The sequence below is a fragment of the Streptococcus infantis genome (assembly GCF_047460825.1).
Classification (GTDB): Bacteria; Bacillota; Bacilli; order Lactobacillales; family Streptococcaceae; genus Streptococcus; species Streptococcus infantis_V.
In genome coordinates, this window is record NZ_JASHFO010000010.1 from 23,257 (window position 1) to 42,029 (window position 18,773).

16 protein-coding genes are annotated in these 18,773 nt (G+C 42.5%); 14 read left to right on the plus strand and 2 right to left on the minus strand.

Annotation, left to right across the window (positions count from 1 at the left end; all coding sequences use genetic code 11):
- Nucleotides 1-39: 39 nt before the first annotated feature.
- The 8 genes from QM911_RS04385 to purB all read left to right on the plus strand — a co-directional run bounded on the left by QM911_RS04385 (nt 40) and on the right by purB (nt 7,747).
- The gene (locus tag QM911_RS04385) at nt 40-504 is read left to right on the plus strand and encodes a GNAT family N-acetyltransferase (protein ID WP_101770975.1); all 465 of its coding nucleotides are present in this window, start codon (nt 40-42) and stop codon (nt 502-504) included.
- A gap of 1 nt (nt 505) precedes the next feature.
- Nucleotides 506-2,053: a bifunctional phosphoribosylaminoimidazolecarboxamide formyltransferase/IMP cyclohydrolase gene (purH, locus tag QM911_RS04390; protein ID WP_414313242.1), complete on the plus strand. Its 1,548-nt coding sequence runs from the start codon at nt 506-508 to the stop codon at nt 2,051-2,053.
- Between the two features lie 121 nt (nt 2,054-2,174).
- A complete protein-coding gene (purD, locus tag QM911_RS04395; protein WP_414313243.1) occupies nt 2,175-3,440 on the plus strand; it encodes a phosphoribosylamine--glycine ligase in 1,266 nt (421 codons plus the stop codon).
- Between the two features lie 199 nt (nt 3,441-3,639).
- On the plus strand, nt 3,640-4,128 hold the full coding sequence (gene purE, locus QM911_RS04400) for a 5-(carboxyamino)imidazole ribonucleotide mutase (protein WP_414313244.1): 489 nt from the start codon (nt 3,640-3,642) through the stop codon (nt 4,126-4,128).
- Nucleotides 4,115-5,206, plus strand: a complete 1,092-nt coding sequence (gene purK, locus QM911_RS04405; RefSeq protein WP_414313245.1) for a 5-(carboxyamino)imidazole ribonucleotide synthase — start codon at nt 4,115-4,117, stop codon at nt 5,204-5,206. Before purE ends, purK begins: the two co-directional genes overlap by 14 nt.
- Nucleotides 5,207-6,157, plus strand: coding sequence for a ketopantoate reductase family protein (locus tag QM911_RS04410; RefSeq protein WP_414313246.1), 951 nt, complete (start codon nt 5,207-5,209; stop codon nt 6,155-6,157). It begins immediately after the preceding gene.
- An 8-nt stretch (nt 6,158-6,165) separates the two neighbouring features.
- Nucleotides 6,166-6,393 carry a hypothetical protein gene (locus QM911_RS04415; protein WP_000615430.1) on the plus strand — a complete coding sequence of 76 codons (228 nt, stop codon included), beginning with the start codon at nt 6,166-6,168 and terminating at the stop codon, nt 6,391-6,393.
- Between the two features lie 55 nt (nt 6,394-6,448).
- A complete protein-coding gene (purB, locus tag QM911_RS04420) occupies nt 6,449-7,747 on the plus strand; it encodes an adenylosuccinate lyase (protein WP_414313247.1) in 1,299 nt (432 codons plus the stop codon).
- A gap of 46 nt (nt 7,748-7,793) precedes the next feature.
- Here purB and strH read toward each other — a convergent pair whose 3' ends face one another.
- Nucleotides 7,794-11,765 carry an LPXTG-anchored beta-N-acetylhexosaminidase StrH gene (gene strH, locus QM911_RS04425; protein ID WP_414313248.1) on the minus strand — a complete coding sequence of 1,324 codons (3,972 nt, stop codon included), beginning with the start codon at nt 11,763-11,765 and terminating at the stop codon, nt 7,794-7,796.
- Between the two features lie 271 nt (nt 11,766-12,036).
- Nucleotides 12,037-12,753 carry a GntR family transcriptional regulator gene (locus tag QM911_RS04430; RefSeq protein ID WP_049526826.1) on the minus strand — a complete coding sequence of 239 codons (717 nt, stop codon included), beginning with the start codon at nt 12,751-12,753 and terminating at the stop codon, nt 12,037-12,039.
- A gap of 323 nt (nt 12,754-13,076) precedes the next feature.
- Between QM911_RS04430 and QM911_RS04435 the strand changes: the two genes are divergently transcribed.
- From QM911_RS04435 to QM911_RS04460, 6 genes are all read left to right on the plus strand, one after another.
- On the plus strand, nt 13,077-14,864 hold the full coding sequence (locus QM911_RS04435) for a glycoside hydrolase family 35 protein (protein ID WP_075227933.1): 1,788 nt from the start codon (nt 13,077-13,079) through the stop codon (nt 14,862-14,864).
- Nucleotides 14,861-15,337 (plus strand): PTS system mannose/fructose/N-acetylgalactosamine-transporter subunit IIB, encoded by a 477-nt coding sequence (locus QM911_RS04440; RefSeq protein ID WP_000156977.1) that lies wholly within the window; start codon nt 14,861-14,863, stop codon nt 15,335-15,337. Before QM911_RS04435 ends, QM911_RS04440 begins: the two co-directional genes overlap by 4 nt.
- A gap of 26 nt (nt 15,338-15,363) precedes the next feature.
- Entirely contained in the window at nt 15,364-16,269 is a 906-nt protein-coding gene (locus QM911_RS04445; protein ID WP_414313249.1) for a PTS mannose/fructose/sorbose/N-acetylgalactosamine transporter subunit IIC, read from the plus strand.
- The gene (locus QM911_RS04450) at nt 16,256-17,077 is read left to right on the plus strand and encodes a PTS system mannose/fructose/sorbose family transporter subunit IID (RefSeq protein WP_000185293.1); all 822 of its coding nucleotides are present in this window, start codon (nt 16,256-16,258) and stop codon (nt 17,075-17,077) included. Before QM911_RS04445 ends, QM911_RS04450 begins: the two co-directional genes overlap by 14 nt.
- Nucleotides 17,078-17,080: 3 nt before the next feature.
- The gene (locus tag QM911_RS04455; protein WP_414267455.1) at nt 17,081-17,488 is read left to right on the plus strand and encodes a PTS sugar transporter subunit IIA; all 408 of its coding nucleotides are present in this window, start codon (nt 17,081-17,083) and stop codon (nt 17,486-17,488) included.
- Between the two features lie 118 nt (nt 17,489-17,606).
- Nucleotides 17,607-18,773, plus strand: coding sequence for an SIS domain-containing protein (locus QM911_RS04460; protein WP_414313250.1), 1,167 nt, complete (start codon nt 17,607-17,609; stop codon nt 18,771-18,773).

An 18,773-nucleotide genomic window follows, 5' to 3' on the forward strand; every position in this document is an offset into this window, starting at 1 on the left:
TAATCACCTCAAAATCCTATTTATTCAAAAGGAGAAAAAATGATTAATCTGAAATTAGTAGATGAGAGCAGTTTTCAGGCAGTGCTGGATTTGAAAATATCTGATGCTGATGAACGAGCGCGTTTTGTAGCTCCCAATGTGCGTTCTTTAGCTGACGCATGGCTCTACCGAGAGAATGGGGATGTGTTTCCAATGGCAATCTATTGGAATGAACTAGTAGTTGGTTTTCTACTGTTGGAAATAGATAAGGATGAGGCAGAATATTTTATCTGGCGAATAATGATTGGCCAGCAGTACCAAGGAAAAGGTTATGGACGAAAAGCCTTGGAAGTTCTGATCAAAGAGGCTCAGATGGATAGAGCTTGCAATCATATTATCGCAGATTATGTAGTTGGAAATGAAAAAATGAAGTACCTGCTGACTAGTTTGGGTTTTCAGGAAACAGGATTTATAGAAGAAAATAACGAAGTCGCTATGCGGTTGGATCTAAAGAAAGAGGAATAGAATGACTAAACGTGCACTAATTAGTGTCTCAGACAAAGCGGGCATCGTTGAATTTGCCCAAGAACTTAAAAAACTTGGTTGGGATATCATCTCTACAGGTGGGACCAAGATTGCCCTTGACAATGCTGGGGTGGACACCATTGCCATTGACGATGTGACTGGCTTCCCAGAAATGATGGACGGTCGTGTGAAGACTCTCCACCCAAATATCCACGGAGGACTTCTTGCTCGTCGTGACTTGGATAGTCACTTGGAAGCGGCTAAGGACAACAAGATTGAGCTCATTGACCTTGTGGTGGTAAATCTTTACCCATTTAAGGAAACCATCCTTAAACCAGATGTGACTTACGCGGATGCGGTTGAAAATATCGATATTGGTGGGCCATCCATGCTTCGTTCTGCAGCGAAGAACCACGCTAGCGTCACAGTTGTGGTAGACCCTGCTGACTACGCTGTTGTTCTTGACGAATTGACAGCAAACGGCGAAACAAGCTACGAAACTCGCCAACGTTTGGCAGCGAAAGTATTCCGTCACACAGCGGCTTATGATGCTTTGATTGCGGAATACTTCACAGCTCAAGTGGGGGAAAGCAAACCTGAGAAACTCACTTTGACTTATGACCTTAAGCAACCAATGCGTTACGGTGAAAACCCTCAACAAGACGCAGACTTCTATCAAAAAGGTTTGCCAACAGCTTACTCAATTGCTTCAGCTAAACAGCTTAACGGTAAAGAATTGTCATTCAACAATATCCGTGATGCTGATGCCGCTATCCGTATCATTCGTGATTTCAAAGATCGTCCAACAGTTGTGGCTCTCAAACACATGAACCCATGTGGGATCGGTCAAGCTGATGATATCGAAACTGCTTGGGACTACGCTTATGAGTCTGACCCAGTTTCTATCTTCGGTGGTATTGTCGTTCTCAACCGTGAAGTAGATGCTGCGACAGCTCAAAAAATGCACGGTGTTTTCCTTGAAATCATCATTGCACCAAGCTATTCTGACGAAGCGCTTGAAATCTTGACAACCAAGAAGAAAAACTTGCGCATCCTAGCCTTGCCATTTGATGCTCAAGATGCCAGTGAAGCAGAAGCAGAATATACAGGTGTTGTTGGTGGTCTCCTCGTTCAAAACCAAGACGTGGTCAAAGAAAGTCCAGCTGACTGGAAGGTGGTTACTAAACGCCAACCAACTGAGACAGAAGCGACAGCTCTTGAGTTTTCTTGGAAGGCTATCAAGTATGTCAAATCAAACGGGATCATCGTGACCAATGACCACATGACACTTGGCGTTGGCCCTGGGCAAACCAATCGTGTGGCTTCAGTTCGCATCGCTATTGACCAAGCTAAAGACCGCCTTGACGGCGCTGTCCTTGCTTCGGATGCCTTCTTCCCATTTGCGGATAATGTGGAAGAAATCGCCAAGGCAGGTATCAAGGCCATCATCCAGCCAGGGGGGTCAGTCCGTGACCAAGAGTCTATCGAAGCTGCTGATAAATACGGCTTGACAATGATCTTCACAGGAGTAAGACATTTTAGACATTAAGAAAATGAAAGGGAAGAAAACAGTTTCTTTCCTTTTTTGTTTAAAAAAACTTAAAGAAACAAGATTAAAACGAACGTTTATGATATAATGTTAGTAAATAATTCGCAAAAGAGGTTGAGAGATGAAACTGTTAGTTGTCGGCTCAGGTGGTCGTGAGCATGCGATTGCCAAAAAGTTGTTGGAGTCTAAAGACGTTGAGCAAGTTTTCGTGGCTCCTGGGAATGACGGGATGACCTTAGATGGACTTGATTTGGTAAATATCTCTATTTCCGAACATTCTGCATTGATTGAATTTGCAAAGTCTAACGATATTGCTTGGACCTTCATTGGTCCAGATGATGCGCTTGCGGCTGGTATCGTGGATGATTTTAATAAAGCTGATCTCAAGGCTTTTGGTCCGACTAAAGCTGCGGCTGAGCTTGAGTGGTCCAAGGATTTTGCTAAGGAAATCATGGTCAAGTACGGCGTTCCGACAGCAGCCTATGGTACATTTTTAGATTTCGAGGCAGCTAAGGCTTATATTGAGGAGAAAGGAGCTCCAATCGTTGTCAAGGCAGATGGCTTGGCGCTTGGGAAGGGTGTTGTTGTTGCTGAAACGGTTGAGCAAGCGGTCGAAGCCGCTCATGAAATGCTTTTGGACAATAAATTCGGTGACTCAGGTGCGCGAGTGGTTATCGAGGAATTCCTTGAAGGGGAGGAATTTTCACTCTTTGCCTTTGTCAATGGGGACAAGTTCTACATTATGCCAACGGCTCAGGACCACAAACGTGCTTATGATGGGGACAAGGGCCCTAACACTGGTGGGATGGGTGCCTATGCGCCAGTTCCTCACTTGCCACAGAGCGTGGTTGACACAGCGGTTGACACCATTGTCAAGCCAGTTCTTGAAGGCATGATCAAAGAAGGTCGTCCGTATCTTGGTGTCCTTTACGCGGGGCTAATCTTGACAGCTGATGGACCGAAAGTCATCGAGTTCAACTCTCGTTTTGGAGATCCTGAGACGCAAATCATCTTACCTCGTTTGACATCTGACTTTGCAGAAAATATCACAGATATCCTCGATGGCAAGGAGCCCAACATTACTTGGACCGACAAGGGTGTGACACTTGGCGTGGTTGTAGCATCAAACGGTTATCCACTAGACTATGAAAAAGGTGTCAAGTTGCCAGCTAAAACCGATGGCGACATTATCACCTACTATGCCGGGGCTAAGTTTTCGGAAAATAGCAGAGCACTGCTCTCAAACGGTGGACGTGTCTACATGCTCGTCACCACAGCTGATACCGTCAAAGACGGTCAAAACATCATCTACAAGGAACTCAACAAACAAAACACAGAAGGTCTCTTCTACCGAACAGATATCGGAAGCAAGGCAATAAAAGATTAACAGATACTAAATTTGTCAATGGCGAGCGAAAGCGAGCCAAAGTAAGATAATGGTCGCCGTGGTGAAAAGACCAGAACAGTTTCTGTTCTGGTCGGGGGAAACTTTGAGACCTTAGGCTCAAAGTTTAGGAATGAAACCGAAGGTTTGCTTCCGTCCCCACCACCTAAGACCATTATCAAAAAAGAAAAGGATATTAACTATGAAACCAGTAATTTCCATTATCATGGGCTCCAAATCCGACTGGACAACCATGCAAAAAACAGCAGAGGTCCTAGACCGCTTTGGTGTAGCCTACGAAAAGAAAGTTGTTTCCGCACACCGTACACCAGACCTCATGTTCAAACATGCGGAAGAAGCACGTAGTCGTGGCATTAAAGTCATCATCGCTGGTGCGGGTGGCGCTGCCCACTTGCCAGGGATGGTTGCTGCAAAAACAACCCTTCCAGTCATCGGGGTACCTGTCAAATCACGTGCCCTTAGTGGCGTGGACTCGCTCTATTCTATCGTACAGATGCCAGGTGGTGTGCCTGTCGCAACTATGGCTATAGGTGAAGCAGGTGCGACCAACGCTGCTCTCTTTGCCCTCCGTCTCCTCTCAGTAGAGGACCAGGCTATTGCGACAGCACTTTCTAATTTTGCTGAAGAACAAGGAAAAATCGCAGAGGAGTCTACAAATGAGCTCATCTAAAACAATCGGAATTATTGGTGGCGGTCAGCTTGGTCAGATGATGGCCATTTCTGCTATCTATATGGGTCACAAGGTTATCGCGCTGGATCCTGCAGTGGATTGTCCGGCCTCTCGCGTGGCGGAACTCATTGTGGCGCCTTATAATGATGTGGACGCTCTTCGCCAGTTGGCGGAGCGTTGCGATGTCCTCACTTATGAGTTTGAAAATGTGGATGCCGACGGTTTGGATGCCGTTATCAAGGATGGTCAGCTTCCACAAGGGACAGACCTACTCCGAATCTCTCAAAATCGAATCTTTGAGAAGGACTTTCTTTCTAACAAGGCTCAAGTCACTGTGGCTCCTTACAAGGTTGTGAAATATAGCCAAGACTTGGAAGATATCGACTTGTCGAAAAACTATGTCCTCAAGACGGCGACTGGTGGTTACGATGGTCATGGACAAAAGGTTATTCGTTCAGAAGCAGACTTGGAAGAAGCCTATGCACTAGCTGATTCAGCAGACTGTGTCTTGGAAGAATTTGTCAACTTTGACCTTGAGATTTCTGTCATCGTGTCAGGAAATGGCAAGGATGTGACAGTCTTCCCTATTCAGGAGAATATCCATCGTAACAACATTCTTTCAAAAACCATTGTGCCTGCTCGTATTTCAGCAAGCCTAGCTGAAAAAGCCAAAGCTATGGCAGTGCGAATCGCTGAACAGCTTAACTTGTCTGGAACTCTCTGCGTGGAAATGTTTGCGACGGCCGATGACATCATTGTCAACGAAATTGCGCCACGCCCACACAACTCAGGGCATTACTCGATCGAAGCTTGCGACTTTTCACAGTTTGAGACTCATATTTTAGGAGTTCTGGGAGCACCATTGCCAGACATCAAACTACATGCACCAGCAGTCATGCTCAATGTTCTTGGCCAGCATGTCGAGGCTGCTGAAAAATATGTCACAGAAAATCCAAGCGCCCACCTCCACATGTATGGTAAAATAGAAGCGAAGCACAACCGCAAGATGGGACATGTGACTTTGTTTAGTGATGTGCCGGATAAGGTTGAGGAGTTTGGGAAAGGACTTGATTTTTAAGTGAAAATAGCGATTCTAGGACTTGGAGTCATCGGGACCACCTATGCCTACGCCTTTCAAAAAGCAGGCCATCAAGTGGAACACGTACTGAGAGACAGTAAGAAAAGCACAGCTCCGAAGGAGTTGTCGGTTGATCTGCTAGATGGTCGCTATCATTCCAAAGGTGAAAACAAACACGACACCTATGAGGTTCGTGTGGCAGAAGTTGATTCGGAATATGATTTTATTTTTCTCAGTGTGCGCCATGGGTTTGTCAAAGAAGCTGTGGAGACCTTGCGAAAAAATAATATCAAAGGCACTCTCGTTTTCTTCTGCAATTTCTGGGATACTCAAAAAGAGGTCCAAGAGTGGGCAGGGGATTACGACTATATTCTGGCCTTTCCGACAGCGGGCGGTCACATGCAAGAGGACCATTTGGATGGTGTCTTGTTTGATCATTTAATGCTAGAAGGTGAGCAAAAAGCACACATTTCTAACTATGCTGATCTGACGACTTTACTGACTTCTGCAGATTTGAAGTGGGAAGTGCCTCATGATATGGTCGAGTGGATTTGGATTCACATGGCGATTAATGCAGGTGTCACTTCGACAGCTGCACGTTCGGGGAATCTGGAAAATCCAGAAGAATTGGCTTTGAACTTAATGAATAGTTCTTCGGAATTATCATTGGCCATCAAGGCCATTCGAGATGCTTTGAAAGTCGTAGAAGCGCGTGGAGTGAATTTGAAATTTTACAAAGCCGAACTCATGCCCTACAAAATTCCCGCATGGATAGCAGGCAAAGCCATGAAAATCATGTTTGCAAAAAATGAGCTAACCCGAAAAATTATGACCTTGCACAATGATAAGCAGGACATCTTCTACTGTTGTCAAAGTGTTTATCAGACCGGTCAGGAGTTAGGTGTGAAGATGCCTATTCTGGAAGCAAATATGAAGGGTCTTTCGATTTAGGAGGTTTTATGATTCAACTCATTGTCAACGCATTTGTTGAAAAAGAGAAGACCGGAGCAGTCGTCGAAGTCTTGTATGCTAGTAGCGATCACGAAAAAATGAAAGCTAAGTATGAAGAGCTAGTTGCACAATACCCTGAAAACTATTTAGCTATCTATGATCTACCGCTGGATACAGATTTGAATACACTCAATCATTATCCATCTGTGTGGATTGGGAAAGAAGAATTTGAATAAAGTGATTGCCGTTTGCTAACTGATGTGAAACATCAAAAGAAAGGAAAATAAAACAATGATCGAACGTTACTCTCGCCCTGAGATGGCGAATATTTGGAGTGAAGAAAATAAATACCGTGCTTGGCTTGAGGTGGAAATCTTGGCTGACGAGGCATGGGCTGAGTTGGGGGAAATCCCTAAGGAAGATGTGGCTTTGATTCGCGAGAAAGCGGATTTTGACATCGACCGTATTTTGGAGATTGAGCAGGAGACTCGCCACGATGTGGTTGCCTTCACACGTGCGGTTTCTGAGACTCTTGGTGAAGAGCGTAAGTGGGTCCACTATGGTTTGACTTCTACTGACGTAGTCGATACTGCCTACGGTTACCTTTACAAGCAAGCCAACGACATCATCCGCAAGGATCTTGAAAACTTCACTAACATCATTGCTGATAAGGCTAAGGAGCACAAGTTCACCATTATGATGGGTCGTACCCACGGTGTGCACGCTGAACCGACAACTTTTGGTCTTAAATTGGCTACTTGGTACAGCGAAATGAAACGTAACATCGAGCGTTTCGAGCATGCGGCTGCTGGTGTGGAAGCTGGTAAAATTTCTGGTGCGGTGGGTAACTTTGCCAACATCCCACCATTCGTTGAAAAATACGTCTGCGACAAATTGGGTATCCGTGCTCAAGAAATCTCTACACAGGTGCTTCCTCGTGACCTTCACGCTGAGTACTTTGCAGTTCTTGCTAGCATCGCGACTTCTATCGAGCGTATGGCGACTGAGATTCGTGGTCTGCAAAAATCTGAGCAACGCGAAGTGGAAGAGTTCTTTGCTAAAGGGCAAAAAGGGTCTTCAGCAATGCCTCACAAACGTAACCCTATCGGTTCTGAAAACATGACTGGTCTTGCGCGTGTTATCCGTGGTCACATGATTACGGCCTATGAGAATGTTGCTCTCTGGCACGAACGTGATATCTCTCACTCATCAGCTGAGCGTATCATCACACCAGATACGACTATTCTGATCGACTACATGCTCAACCGTTTTGGAAATATCGTTAAAAACTTGACAGTTTTCCCTGAAAACATGATCCGCAACATGAACTCTACATTTGGTTTGATCTTCAGCCAACGTGCCATGCTTGCTTTGATTGAAAAAGGGATGACGCGTGAGCAAGCTTACGACCTTGTTCAACCAAAGACTGCCCAATCATGGGATAACCAAGTAGACTTCAAACCACTTCTTGAAGCAGATCCAGAAGTGACTTCACGTCTCACTCAAGAAGAACTTGACGAAATCTTTAACCCAACTTACTATACCAAACGTGTGGATGAGATCTTCGAACGCATCGGTTTGGGTGACTAATAATCACAATAAAAAGCGAGATTTTTGTCCCGCTTTTTATTTGTGCTTAATCTTTTTTCTTGCTAAGTCCGTAAGCTGTGAGAGCAGTCATAAGACCAGTAGCAATCAACCATTCTGAACCTTGACTTCCTGTCTCAGGAAGTTTATTTTCTTTTGCTACAGGAGCTGGGCCTTGAGGAAGAGCTTTGTTTTCCTCAGCAGGAACAGATGCTGGAGCTGGTTCATTTGGAATTTCTAGTTTTGGTTTATCTTCTGTAACAGGAGTTGGTTCATTTGGAATTTCTAGTTTTGGTTTATCTTCTGTAACAGGAGTTGGTACATTTGGAATTTCTAGTTTTGGTTTTTCTTCTATAACAGGAGCTGGCACATTTGGAATCTCTAGTGCTGGTTTTTCTTCAGCGATAGCTGCTTGACCATGTTCATCACCGACGTGAGTTACAGGATTTCCAACTTCGATAACTTGAGCGACTGGTTCTTGAGCGACAACACTAGTAACCAATGTTTTAACTTCAGATCCATCAGCAGCAGTAGTCACAGAGTAAAAATGGCTACGACGACCGTTGACACCTGCAGTTACTAGACGAGTTTGTCCTTTAGGTAGTGAAGGAGTCTCGCGAGTGATGGTTGTAAATGGAATTTCTTCATCTTCGATGACTACTCGAGGTTTATTTACAACAGGAGCTTGACCTTTTTCGTCTCCTACATGAGTTGTTAATGTTCCAACTTCGACAACTTGATTGACAGCTTCTTTCGTTACTTGTCTTTCAAGAACTGTTTCTGTTTGCTTACCATTTTCAGTTACAACTGAAAGATAGATAGTCCGTTCACCTTTGACACCTTCAGTGATGACTTTCTCTTGTCCTGCTGGAAGGTTAGGATTTTCTTTCTTAACAATCTCAAACGGAATTTCTTCTGTCTTAACTAGAAGCTCTGGTCGGTTTTCAACTGTAGCAGCAGTTTCACTCTCATCGAGGCTTCCTGAGTGAGTGGCAGCTGGTTTGAGACCAAGTCTAGCAGCTTTGAGATTAGCTACAAGTGTGTCCAATTCAGCTTGTTTGTTACGATTGAGGTTGTAGTTCAGAGCGTCTTTAGCAGCCTTGAGAGCGTCGAGGCTTTCTGTGCTATATCCTTCTAAGTTTTCGGGGATTTGAGCAAGTTCTTCGCGTAGTGCTTTGTAGTCAGCACGGAAGTAGTCTTTGTTGTGGTCTGCAAAGGCAGTCATGAGTTCAAAGATTTCTTCTTCCTTGTATTCTGCGCTTGGTCTATCAGCCCAGATAGCTAACATACTACCAACAGTAGGTAGGTCAACTTCAGGGTATTTAGTTGATGCTAGTTGGTTAAATGGAGTTTTTTCAGTATTTTCAATAGCTTTCTTGAGGAAGCCACCTCCATCTTCAGGTTTTTGACCGAGAATGTAGTACCAATCTCCATTCGTGTTAAGGAATTTATAACCTTTGCTTGCTAGATATTGAGGAGATGCAAGGTTGTAACCCCACCAGCCTTTAGACCAGTAAGAGATGATAACGTCTTTATCAAACTCAACATCATCCTTGTCTTCGTAGTAGAAGCCATCGTTAAAGGCCATTGGTTGAAGACCTTTTTCTTTAGCCATGGCAGCTAGGCTATTAGCATACTCAGCAAACTTACCATAGAGACCATACCACTTGAGGTAGTACCAACCTTGAGCGTTAGTAGCATCGTTAGCGTACTCATCTGTACCATAGTTAAAGATTTTAGTCTTACCAGCAAAGAAGTCCATGTACTTGCCGATAAGGGCTTTTGTAAAGTTCATCGCTTCTTTGTTTTCAAGGTCCATAGTTGTTTTTGAAACCTTGTCAAAGTTGGCTTGAGGGTTTGCAATGCCTAATTTTTCCATAGCGACAAGCATAGCATCCATATGACCTGGGCTATTGATAGCTGGGATTAGTCCAATCCCTTTGTCCTTAGCATACTGGATAAGCTCAGTGATTTCAGCTTGGTTCAAAGTAGTTCCGTTAGGATCATCGTAGTAAGATTTTGTTCCCTCAATGATGGCATTTTTCACATCGTCGCTTGCATAAGTCTTGCCGTTTGCTGAGATACTCATATCATCCAAGAGGAAGCGAAGTCCATCATTTCCAAGGAGCAAGTGAAGGTCAGAGTAACCGAGTTCGCTGGCTTTATCTACGATGCGTTTGAGTTGGTCTAGCGTGAAGTATTTACGTCCAGCATCGATAGAGATGACCTTGTTCTTAGCTAGTTTTTCAACTTCACGTTTAGCATCTTCTTCTTTTTGAGCTTCTGGAGTGAAGGTCAAGTTGCTAACAGCTTCCTGGAGTTTTGCGATCGCTTGATCAATAGTATCTTGTTGAGCACGGCTGAGGTTGCTATCGAGAGCACGGATGGCTTTTTCAGCTTCTTTAACGGCAGCAATACTTTCTTCTGTGTAGCGAGTAAGGTCTGTTGGAACTTCTTTCAAAGCTTGTTCAGCAGACTCGTAATCAGCAGCAAAGTACTCAGCGTTAGAGTTTGCGAATTGACGCATGAGCTTGAAGAGACGAGATGGAGAGTAGCGAGCAGACGGAGTATCAGCCCAAGCAGCTACCATCCCACCGATAATAGGAACGTCAGCTCCTTCTGTTTTTGGAACAGAAGTGATTGGTGTGCTCTTAATACCATTCAAGCCTTGATCGAGGTTGTACCAACCTTGACCATCAGCATTACGTCCGAGAACGTAGTACCAAGCATCGTTAGTGTTGAGGATTTCGTGTCCTTTTTCAGCTAGTAGCTTAGAAGAAGCGACATCGTAACCGTTCCAGCCACCAGTCCACATAGAGACGATGATGTCCTTGTCAAAGGTACCAAAACTTGTATCGCTATTATAGTAGATACCGTCGTTGAAGGCCATAGGTTTTAGACCGTGAGATTTGACGATACGAGCTAGGTCATTAGCATAGGCGATGAATTTGTCATAGCCCTTGTCTGGGTATCCATCTTCTGGATACCATTTATAGGCTTGAAGAACCCTCCAGCCTTTAGCATCAGTAGCATCGTTAGCGTACTCATCCAAACCGATGTTGAAGATTTCAGACTTACCAGCAAAGTAGCCTGCATACTTATCAATCAAAGCTTTTGTGAAGGCAACTGCTTTTTCATTGTCAAGGTCGACAGTACGTGCTGATTCTTTACCAAAATAGTTAAAGTTAGGCTTTTCAATACCCAGTTCTTTCATGGCATTGAGGATAGCGTCCATGTGACCAGGACTGTTAACAGATGGGATAAGGCCGATACCTTTATCCTTAGCATAGTTAATCAAGTCGGTCATTTGGCTTTCAGTTAGATGATTGCCGTTTGGATCGTTGTAGTAGGCATTTGTTCCCTTTTCAACAGCGCGTTTGACATCGTCGCTCGCATAAGTCTTGTCCCCTACAGTTAGAGACATATCATCAAGCATAAAACGCAAGCCATCATTTCCGACTAGGAGATGAAGATCAGTGTAACCATAGTGTTTGGCTTTGTCGATGATTTCTTTCAGTTGTTCAGGAGAGAAGTATTTACGCCCTGCATCGATTGAAACGATTTTCTTTTTAGCCAGTTTTTCATTGACTTGAGCTGCTTTCTCTGTAGCGACTACAGGAGCTTCAACTGTAGCAACTTCTTTGTTTTCTGCCTTTTCTGGTTCTGGCTGCTTAGCTTCTTCAGTTACTCCTAGTTTTGCTGGAGTTTCTTCGGTTGCAACAGTTTTTTCTACGATAGGTGCAGGAGTAGCTTCAACTTTTGGTGCTTCAGTGTTTGTTACAGGTGTCACTGGAGCTGCAGGAGCTACGGCTTCTGGTGTAGGACTAGTTTCAAGTTTTTCTTCGCTGGCCTGTGGAGACGATTCTCCTGCGGCTTGGATAGTAGGTTGATTCTCTGTTGTAGTAGGTACGACTCCATCAGCAGCAACAGCTTGCGCATGGAAGGCAAAGCCAATCAAGACAGAAGCTGCTCCGATTGCGTATTTACGAATAGAGAAACGCTGTTTATTTTCTGGTTTCATTAAATAACCTCCTAATTTATTGTTTTGGTAGCGTTTTCACATGCTGATTCCATTGTATTATCTGAATCTAGTAAAGTCAAGTAATTTAATAAAATACCTAAAAAAAATATAAGAAGTTATTTAATTTGAACTAAATTTTTATTTTTACTCTGTTTTTAGTAAAATTTCTCCAAATTATAGTTTAAAGTCATTTGATATTTCCTACTAAAAGCTGGCGTGCTATAATGAAAAATAGAAAAGCCTGAAACGATTGTCTCAGACTTTTTAATGTTTAGTGATCGCGATCACATGAGATAAATTTAATCTTATAGAAATCAGAACGTTTGTAAGTTTCAATGTATTCCAACACTTGGCCAGTTGACTCAAGTTTAGTTGTCTTGGTTTGGAGAACAGTTGGGAACTGAGCGTCGATTCCTAGGATAGAAGCAGCATGTTCTGGAGTTGGAAATACAATTTCATTGATTTCTTCAAAATGCTCGTCATTCATGTGAATGTGGTAGTCCAATTTGAAACGATTATAGATAGAACTATAGTATTCAAGATTTGGATAGTTTGCATTGATGTATTGTTCAGGGATATAAGATGTGTGGTAGATATAAGTAACACCGTTAGATTCACGGATACGTTCGATTTTGTAATAAAATTGATCGCCACGCAATCCCAATTTTTCTAAGTAGTTAAGATCGTTACCGCGTTCAATGGAAAGAACAGTGACTTTATCGTCCTTGGTTTCAAAAATTTCTACATCAGAAAATTCTACGAGTTTGTGCTTGCGAGCGCGAGCCACAAAGGTTCCCTTTCCTTGTTGGCGGACAATATAACCGTCTTTAGCAAGGTCGTTTAAGGCGCGAACAACAGTGATCGAACTTACGTCATACATTGCAATCAATTCTGCTTCAGTGTAGAACTTGTCGCCACTTGCAAATTGACCTGAAATGATTTTGTTTTTCAATTCATCTTTGATATATTGATACTTTGGAATTGCCATATTTTCACCTCATTTTTTCCTTCTCCATCTTCGATTTTACCATAAATAGTTTGAAAATGATAGTAAATAATGTAAAAAAATAAAATAATATTCTAAGCGATTGACTTACATATTATTTACGGTTAAAAACTCATACATTTATGCTATCTAGATCGAAAATATTTAAGAAAAAAATTTTTTACAAGAATTTTAGAAAACAATTCAGTAAAAAAAAGAAAAATTTTAAATAATTTTCGAAAAATCTATTGACAAGATGGATTCATTAGTTTATCATTTAATATAACAACAAATGAAAGCGCAAACGAAAAGTATGGGGTGGTAAAATGACAAGGTTTAAAATTGAGGATGATTTTTACCTAGATGGGGAACCATTCAAAATTTTATCTGGTGCCATTCATTATTTTAGAATTCCTGAAGAAGACTGGTATCATTCATTGTACAATCTCAAGGCTTTAGGTTTTAACACTGTTGAAACCTACGTCGCTTGGAATTTGCATGAGTCAACTGAAGGAAACTTCAATTTTGAAGGCAATCTTGATATTGAAAAATTTCTTCAGACAGCTCAGGACTTAGGCTTGTATGCTATTGTTCGACCATCTCCCTTTATCTGTGCAGAGTGGGAATTCGGTGGTTTACCAGCTTGGCTTTTAAATAAAGACATGCGAATCCGTTCCTCTGATCCAGCCTTTATAGAAATGGTAGGACGCTACTATGATCATTTACTTCCACGTCTTGTTCCAAGATTGTTGGATAATGGTGGTAACATCCTCATGATGCAGGTTGAAAATGAGTACGGTTCATACGGTGAGGACAAAACCTACTTGCGTGAGATTCGCCGATTGATGGAAGAACGTTCAGTGACTTGTCCGCTCTTTACATCTGATGGTCCATGGCGAGCAACTCTGAAAGCTGGTACCTTGATTGAAGATGATCTCTTTGTGACAGGGAACTTTGGTTCAAAAGCAAACTTTAACTTCTCGCAAATGCAAGAGTTCTTTGATGAGTATGGCAAGAAATGGCCACTCATGTGTATGGAATTCTGGGATGGATGGTTTAACCGATGGAAAGAACCAGTCATCACGCGTGAGCCAGAGGAGTTAGCAGAAGCCGTACATGAGGTACTAGAGCAAGGCTCTATCAACCTTTACATGTTCCACGGTGGAACCAACTTTGGTTTTATGAATGGTTGTTCAGCTCGAGGAACTATTGATTTACCACAAGTAACATCTTATGATTATGACGCTCTCCTTAATGAAGCTGGGAATCCAACTGCTAAATACATGGCAGTTAAAGAAATGATGGCGACTTACTATCCTGAGTATCCACAATTAGAACCGCTTTACAAAGAGAGCATGGAAGTTGAAAACATTCCACTGGTTGAGAAAGTTTCTCTATTTGAAACCTTGGATAGCCTAACAAGTCCAACTAAAAGTCTCTATCCTAAGAAAATGGAAGAGTTGGGACAAAGCTACGGTTATCTACTCTATCGTACAGAAGCTAGTTGGGATGCAGAAGAAGAACGTATCCGTATCATTGACGGTCGAGACAGAGCTCAGCTATTTGTAGATGGTAAATGGGTCGCAACTCAATACCAGACAGAAATTGGTGAGGACATCTTCTATCAAGGAGAAAAGAAAGCGCTCTCTCGATTTGATGTCTTGGTAGAAAATATGGGGCGTGTCAATTACGGGCATAAGTTCCTAGCAGATACACAAAGAAAAGGGATTCGTACAGGTGTCTGCAAAGACCTACACTTCATGGTGAACTGGGAACACTATCCGCTTCCACTAGATAATCCTGAAAAGATTGATTTCTCAAAAGGATGGACAGAAGGACAACCTGCCTTTTACGCCTATGACTTTGAAGTTGAGGCTCCGAAGGACACCTACTTAGAACTATCTGAGTTTGGTAAAGGGATTGCCTATGTCAATGGCCATCATCTCGGACGTTTCTGGAATGTTGGTCCAACCTTATCGCTTTATATTCCGCACAGCTATCTCAAGGAAGGTGCTAACCGCATCATTATCTTTGAAACTGAAGGGGAGTATAAAGATCACATACACTTAACTCGTAAACCTACACTAAAACATATAAAGGGGGAAAATTTATGACAATTGTAGGATGCCGTATTGATGGACGTTTGATCCACGGACAAGTAGCAAACCTTTGGTCTGCTAAACTGAATGTTTCACGTATCATGGTCGTTGACAATGAAGTTGTTAACAACGATGTTGAAAAGAGCGGATTGAAACTTGCAACACCACCAGGTGTAAAACTTAGTATTTTGCCAGTTGAAAAAGCTGCAGCCAATATCCTTGCTGGAAAATATGATAGCCAACGTTTGTTTATCGTTGCTCGTAAACCAGACCGCTTCCTTGGATTAGTGGAAGCAGGGGTACCGCTTGAAGCAGTCAATGTTGGTAATATGTCTCAAACACCAGAAACACGTTCTATTACACGTTCAATCAACGTTGTAGATAAAGACGTAGAAGATTTCCACAAATTGGCGGAAAAAGGTGTTAAACTTACTGCTCAAATGGTTCCAAATGATCCAGTTTCAGACTTTTTGAGCTTATTAAAATAGGAAAAAATTTTTAGGAGGTCATTGTTATGATACAATGGTGGCAAATTTTACTTCTCACTCTGTACTCAGCTTATCAAATCTGTGATGAGTTGACGATCGTTTCTTCTGCAGGTTCCCCTGTATTCGCTGGTTTCATTACTGGTTTGATCATGGGAGATTTGACAACTGGTTTGTTTATCGGTGGTAGCTTGCAGTTGTTCGTACTTGGGGTAGGTACCTTCGGTGGTGCTTCTCGTATCGACGCAACTTCTGGTGCGGTTCTTGCGACTGCTTTCTCAGTTTCACAAGGTATCGAAACTGACCTTGCGATCACTACAATCGCTGTACCAGTAGCGGCACTTTTGACTTACTTCGACGTACTTGGTCGTATGACTACTACATTCTTCGCACACCGTATTGATGCTGCGATCGAACGCTTTGACTACAAAGGAATCGAACGCAACTACCTTCTTGGTGCGCTTCCTTGGGCTCTTTCTCGTGCCCTTCCAGTATTCTTCGCCCTTGCTTTCGGTGGAGAATTCGTACAAGGTGTTGTAAACCTTGTTAAAGAATACCAATGGGTTGCAGACGGTTTGACTCTTGCAGGTCGTATGCTTCCAGGTCTTGGATTCGCTATCTTGCTTCGTTACCTTCCAGTTAAACGTAACCTTCACTACCTTGCTATGGGATTCGGTTTGACAGCTATGTTGACTGTACTTTACTCATACGTAACAGGTCTTGGTGGAGCAGTTGCTGGTATCATTGGCACTCTTCCTGCTGACGTTGCTGAAAAAATTGGCTTTGCCAACAACTTCAAAGGTTTGTCTATGATCGGTATCTCTATCGTGGGTATCTTCCTTGCAGTTGTTCACTTCAAGAACAGCCAAAAAGTTGCTGTAGCAGCACCTTCTACACCATCAGAAAGTGGGGAAATTGAAGATGACGAATTCTAATTACAAATTAACAAAAGAAGATTTTAATCAAATTAACAAACGTAGCTTGTTCACTTTCCAATTGGGATGGAACTACGAACGTATGCAAGCATCAGGTTACCTTTACATGATCTTGCCACAATTGCGTAAAATGTATGGAGATGGAACTCCTGAGTTGAAAGAAATGATGAAAGTTCATACTCAATTCTTCAACACTTCACCATTCTTCCACACAATCATCGCTGGTTTTGACCTTGCCATGGAAGAAAAAGATGGCGTTGGCTCAAAAGATGCGGTTAACGGTATCAAGACTGGTTTGATGGGACCATTCGCTCCTCTTGGAGATACTATCTTTGGTTCACTTGTACCTGCTATCATGGGATCTATCGCTGCAACAATGGCTATCGCTGGTCAACCTTGGGGTATCTTCCTTTGGATCGCAGTTGCAGTAGCGTATGACATCTTCCGTTGGAAACAGTTGGAATTTGCCTACAAAGAAGGGGTTAACCTTATCAACAACATGCAAAGCACTTTGACAGCTTTGATTGAAGCTGCATCTGTACTTGGTGTGTTCATGATGGGTGCTCTTGTAGCAACAATGATCAACTTTGAAATTTCATACAAATTGCCAATCGGTGAAAAGATGATTGACTTCCAAGACATCTTGAACTCAATCTTCCCACGCTTGCTTCCAGCAATCTTCACTGCCTTTATCTTCTGGTTGCTTGGTAAGAAAGGTATGAACTCTACAAAAGCTATCGGTATCATTATCGTGCTTGCCTTGGCTCTTTCTGCCTTTGGTAAATTTGCACTTGGAATGGGCGCATAATTTATGACTAAATCATTAATTTTAGTGAGTCATGGACGTTTTTGTGAAGAACTTAAAGGTAGCACAGAAATGATTATGGGTCCACAAGAAAATATTCATGCAGTTGCTCTTCTTCCAGAAGATGGGCCAGAAGATTTCACTGCAAAATTTGAAGCTGCTGTCGAAGGTTTAGATGATTTCCTAGTCTTTGCTGACCTCCTTGGTGGAACACCATGTAACGTGGTGAGCCGTCTGATTATGGAAGGTCGTGACATCGAACTTTATGCAGGAATGAATCTTCCAATGGTAATCGAGTTTATCAATGCGAGCCTAACCGGCGCTGATGCAGATTATAAGAGTCGTGCTTCAGAAAGCATTGTCAAAGTTAATGATTTATTGGCTGGCTTCGACGATGACGATGAAGATGAATAAGGTGTAATAACAGAATTACTGTTAGAACATATTTCATAGAATATAAATGGGAATGGGGCTTACTCCCATTCCCATATTTTAGATAAAAAACAATATAATAATAGATTAGAGGAACTCAATGCTAGATTATACAAAAGAAGATTTGCTTGAGTTGGGAGCAGAGATCACCACACGTGAAATTTACCAACAACCAGATGTTTGGAAAGAGGCTTTTGAATCCTATCAAGCCCGCCGTGACGAAATTGCAGCCTTTTTGCAAGGAATTGCAGATAAGCATGACTATATCAAAGTAATCCTAACTGGTGCTGGAACTTCTGCTTATGTAGGTGACACCTTAGTTCCATACTTCAAGGAAGTCTATGACGAACGTAAATGGAATTTCAATGCTATTGCGACAACTGATATCGTAGCAAACCCACAAACTTATTTGAAAAAAGATGTGGCGACTGTTTTGGTATCATTCGCGCGTAGCGGGAACTCACCTGAGAGTGTGGCAACAGTTGACTTGGCTAAGGCCTTGGTTGATGAACTTTATCAAGTGACCATCACTTGTGCGGCTGAAGGGAAATTGGCTCTCCAAGCGCATGGTGATGACCGCAACCTCTTGTTGCTACAACCAGCTGCTTCTAACGATGCTGGCTTTGCTATGACTTCAAGCTTCACTTCAATGATGTTGACAGCACTTTTGGTATTTGATCCAACAGAATTTGCAGTTAAAGCTGAACGTTTTGAAGTGCTATCTAGTTTAGCTCGTAAAGTCCTTGATAATGTAGCAGATGTCAAAGAGTTGGTAGACCTAGACTTTAACCGAGTGATTTACCTAGGTGCAGGCCCATTCTTCGGACTTGCTCACGAAGCCCAGCTTAAAATTTTGGAATTGACTGCTGGTCAGGTTGCGACTATGTATGAAAGTCCAGTTGGCTTCCGTCATGGTCCAAAATCTCTTATCAATGAAGATACAGTTGTTTTGGTCTTTGGTACTACAACAGACTATACTCGTAAGTATGACTTGGATTTGGTTCGTGAAGTTGCAGGTGACAAAATTGCTCGTCGCGTTGTTCTCTTGAGCGATCAAGCCTTTGGACTTGAAAATGTTAAGGAAGTAGCACTTGGCTGCGGTGGGGTTTTGAATGATGTTTACCGTGTCTTCCCTTATATCGTTTACGGTCAGTTATTTGCTCTCTTGACTTCACTTAAAGTTGGTAACAGACCAGATACACCATCACCTACAGGTACAGTTAACCGTGTTGTTCAAGGTGTCATTATTCACGAATTTGAAAAATAA

Bases quoted from the DNA above. Each gene is read 5' to 3' on its own strand.
- purD (WP_414313243.1), top strand. From the start codon at position 2,175: ATGAAACTGTTAGTTGTCGGCTCAGGTGGTCGTGAGCATGCGATTGCC.
- QM911_RS04450 (WP_000185293.1), top strand. From the start codon at position 16,256: ATGACGAATTCTAATTACAAATTAACAAAAGAAGATTTTAATCAAATT.
- QM911_RS04385 (WP_101770975.1), top strand. From the start codon at position 40: ATGATTAATCTGAAATTAGTAGATGAGAGCAGTTTTCAGGCAGTGCTG.
- purB (WP_414313247.1), top strand. From the start codon at position 6,449: ATGATCGAACGTTACTCTCGCCCTGAGATGGCGAATATTTGGAGTGAA.
- QM911_RS04445 (WP_414313249.1), top strand. From the start codon at position 15,364: ATGATACAATGGTGGCAAATTTTACTTCTCACTCTGTACTCAGCTTAT.
- QM911_RS04440 (WP_000156977.1), top strand. From the start codon at position 14,861: ATGACAATTGTAGGATGCCGTATTGATGGACGTTTGATCCACGGACAA.
- QM911_RS04430 (WP_049526826.1), bottom strand. From the start codon at position 12,753: ATGGCAATTCCAAAGTATCAATATATCAAAGATGAATTGAAAAACAAA.
- QM911_RS04455 (WP_414267455.1), top strand. From the start codon at position 17,081: ATGACTAAATCATTAATTTTAGTGAGTCATGGACGTTTTTGTGAAGAA.
- QM911_RS04415 (WP_000615430.1), top strand. From the start codon at position 6,166: ATGATTCAACTCATTGTCAACGCATTTGTTGAAAAAGAGAAGACCGGA.
- QM911_RS04435 (WP_075227933.1), top strand. From the start codon at position 13,077: ATGACAAGGTTTAAAATTGAGGATGATTTTTACCTAGATGGGGAACCA.
- QM911_RS04460 (WP_414313250.1), top strand. From the start codon at position 17,607: ATGCTAGATTATACAAAAGAAGATTTGCTTGAGTTGGGAGCAGAGATC.
- purE (WP_414313244.1), top strand. From the start codon at position 3,640: ATGAAACCAGTAATTTCCATTATCATGGGCTCCAAATCCGACTGGACA.
- purH (WP_414313242.1), top strand. From the start codon at position 506: ATGACTAAACGTGCACTAATTAGTGTCTCAGACAAAGCGGGCATCGTT.
- strH (WP_414313248.1), bottom strand. From the start codon at position 11,765: ATGAAACCAGAAAATAAACAGCGTTTCTCTATTCGTAAATACGCAATC.
- purK (WP_414313245.1), top strand. From the start codon at position 4,115: ATGAGCTCATCTAAAACAATCGGAATTATTGGTGGCGGTCAGCTTGGT.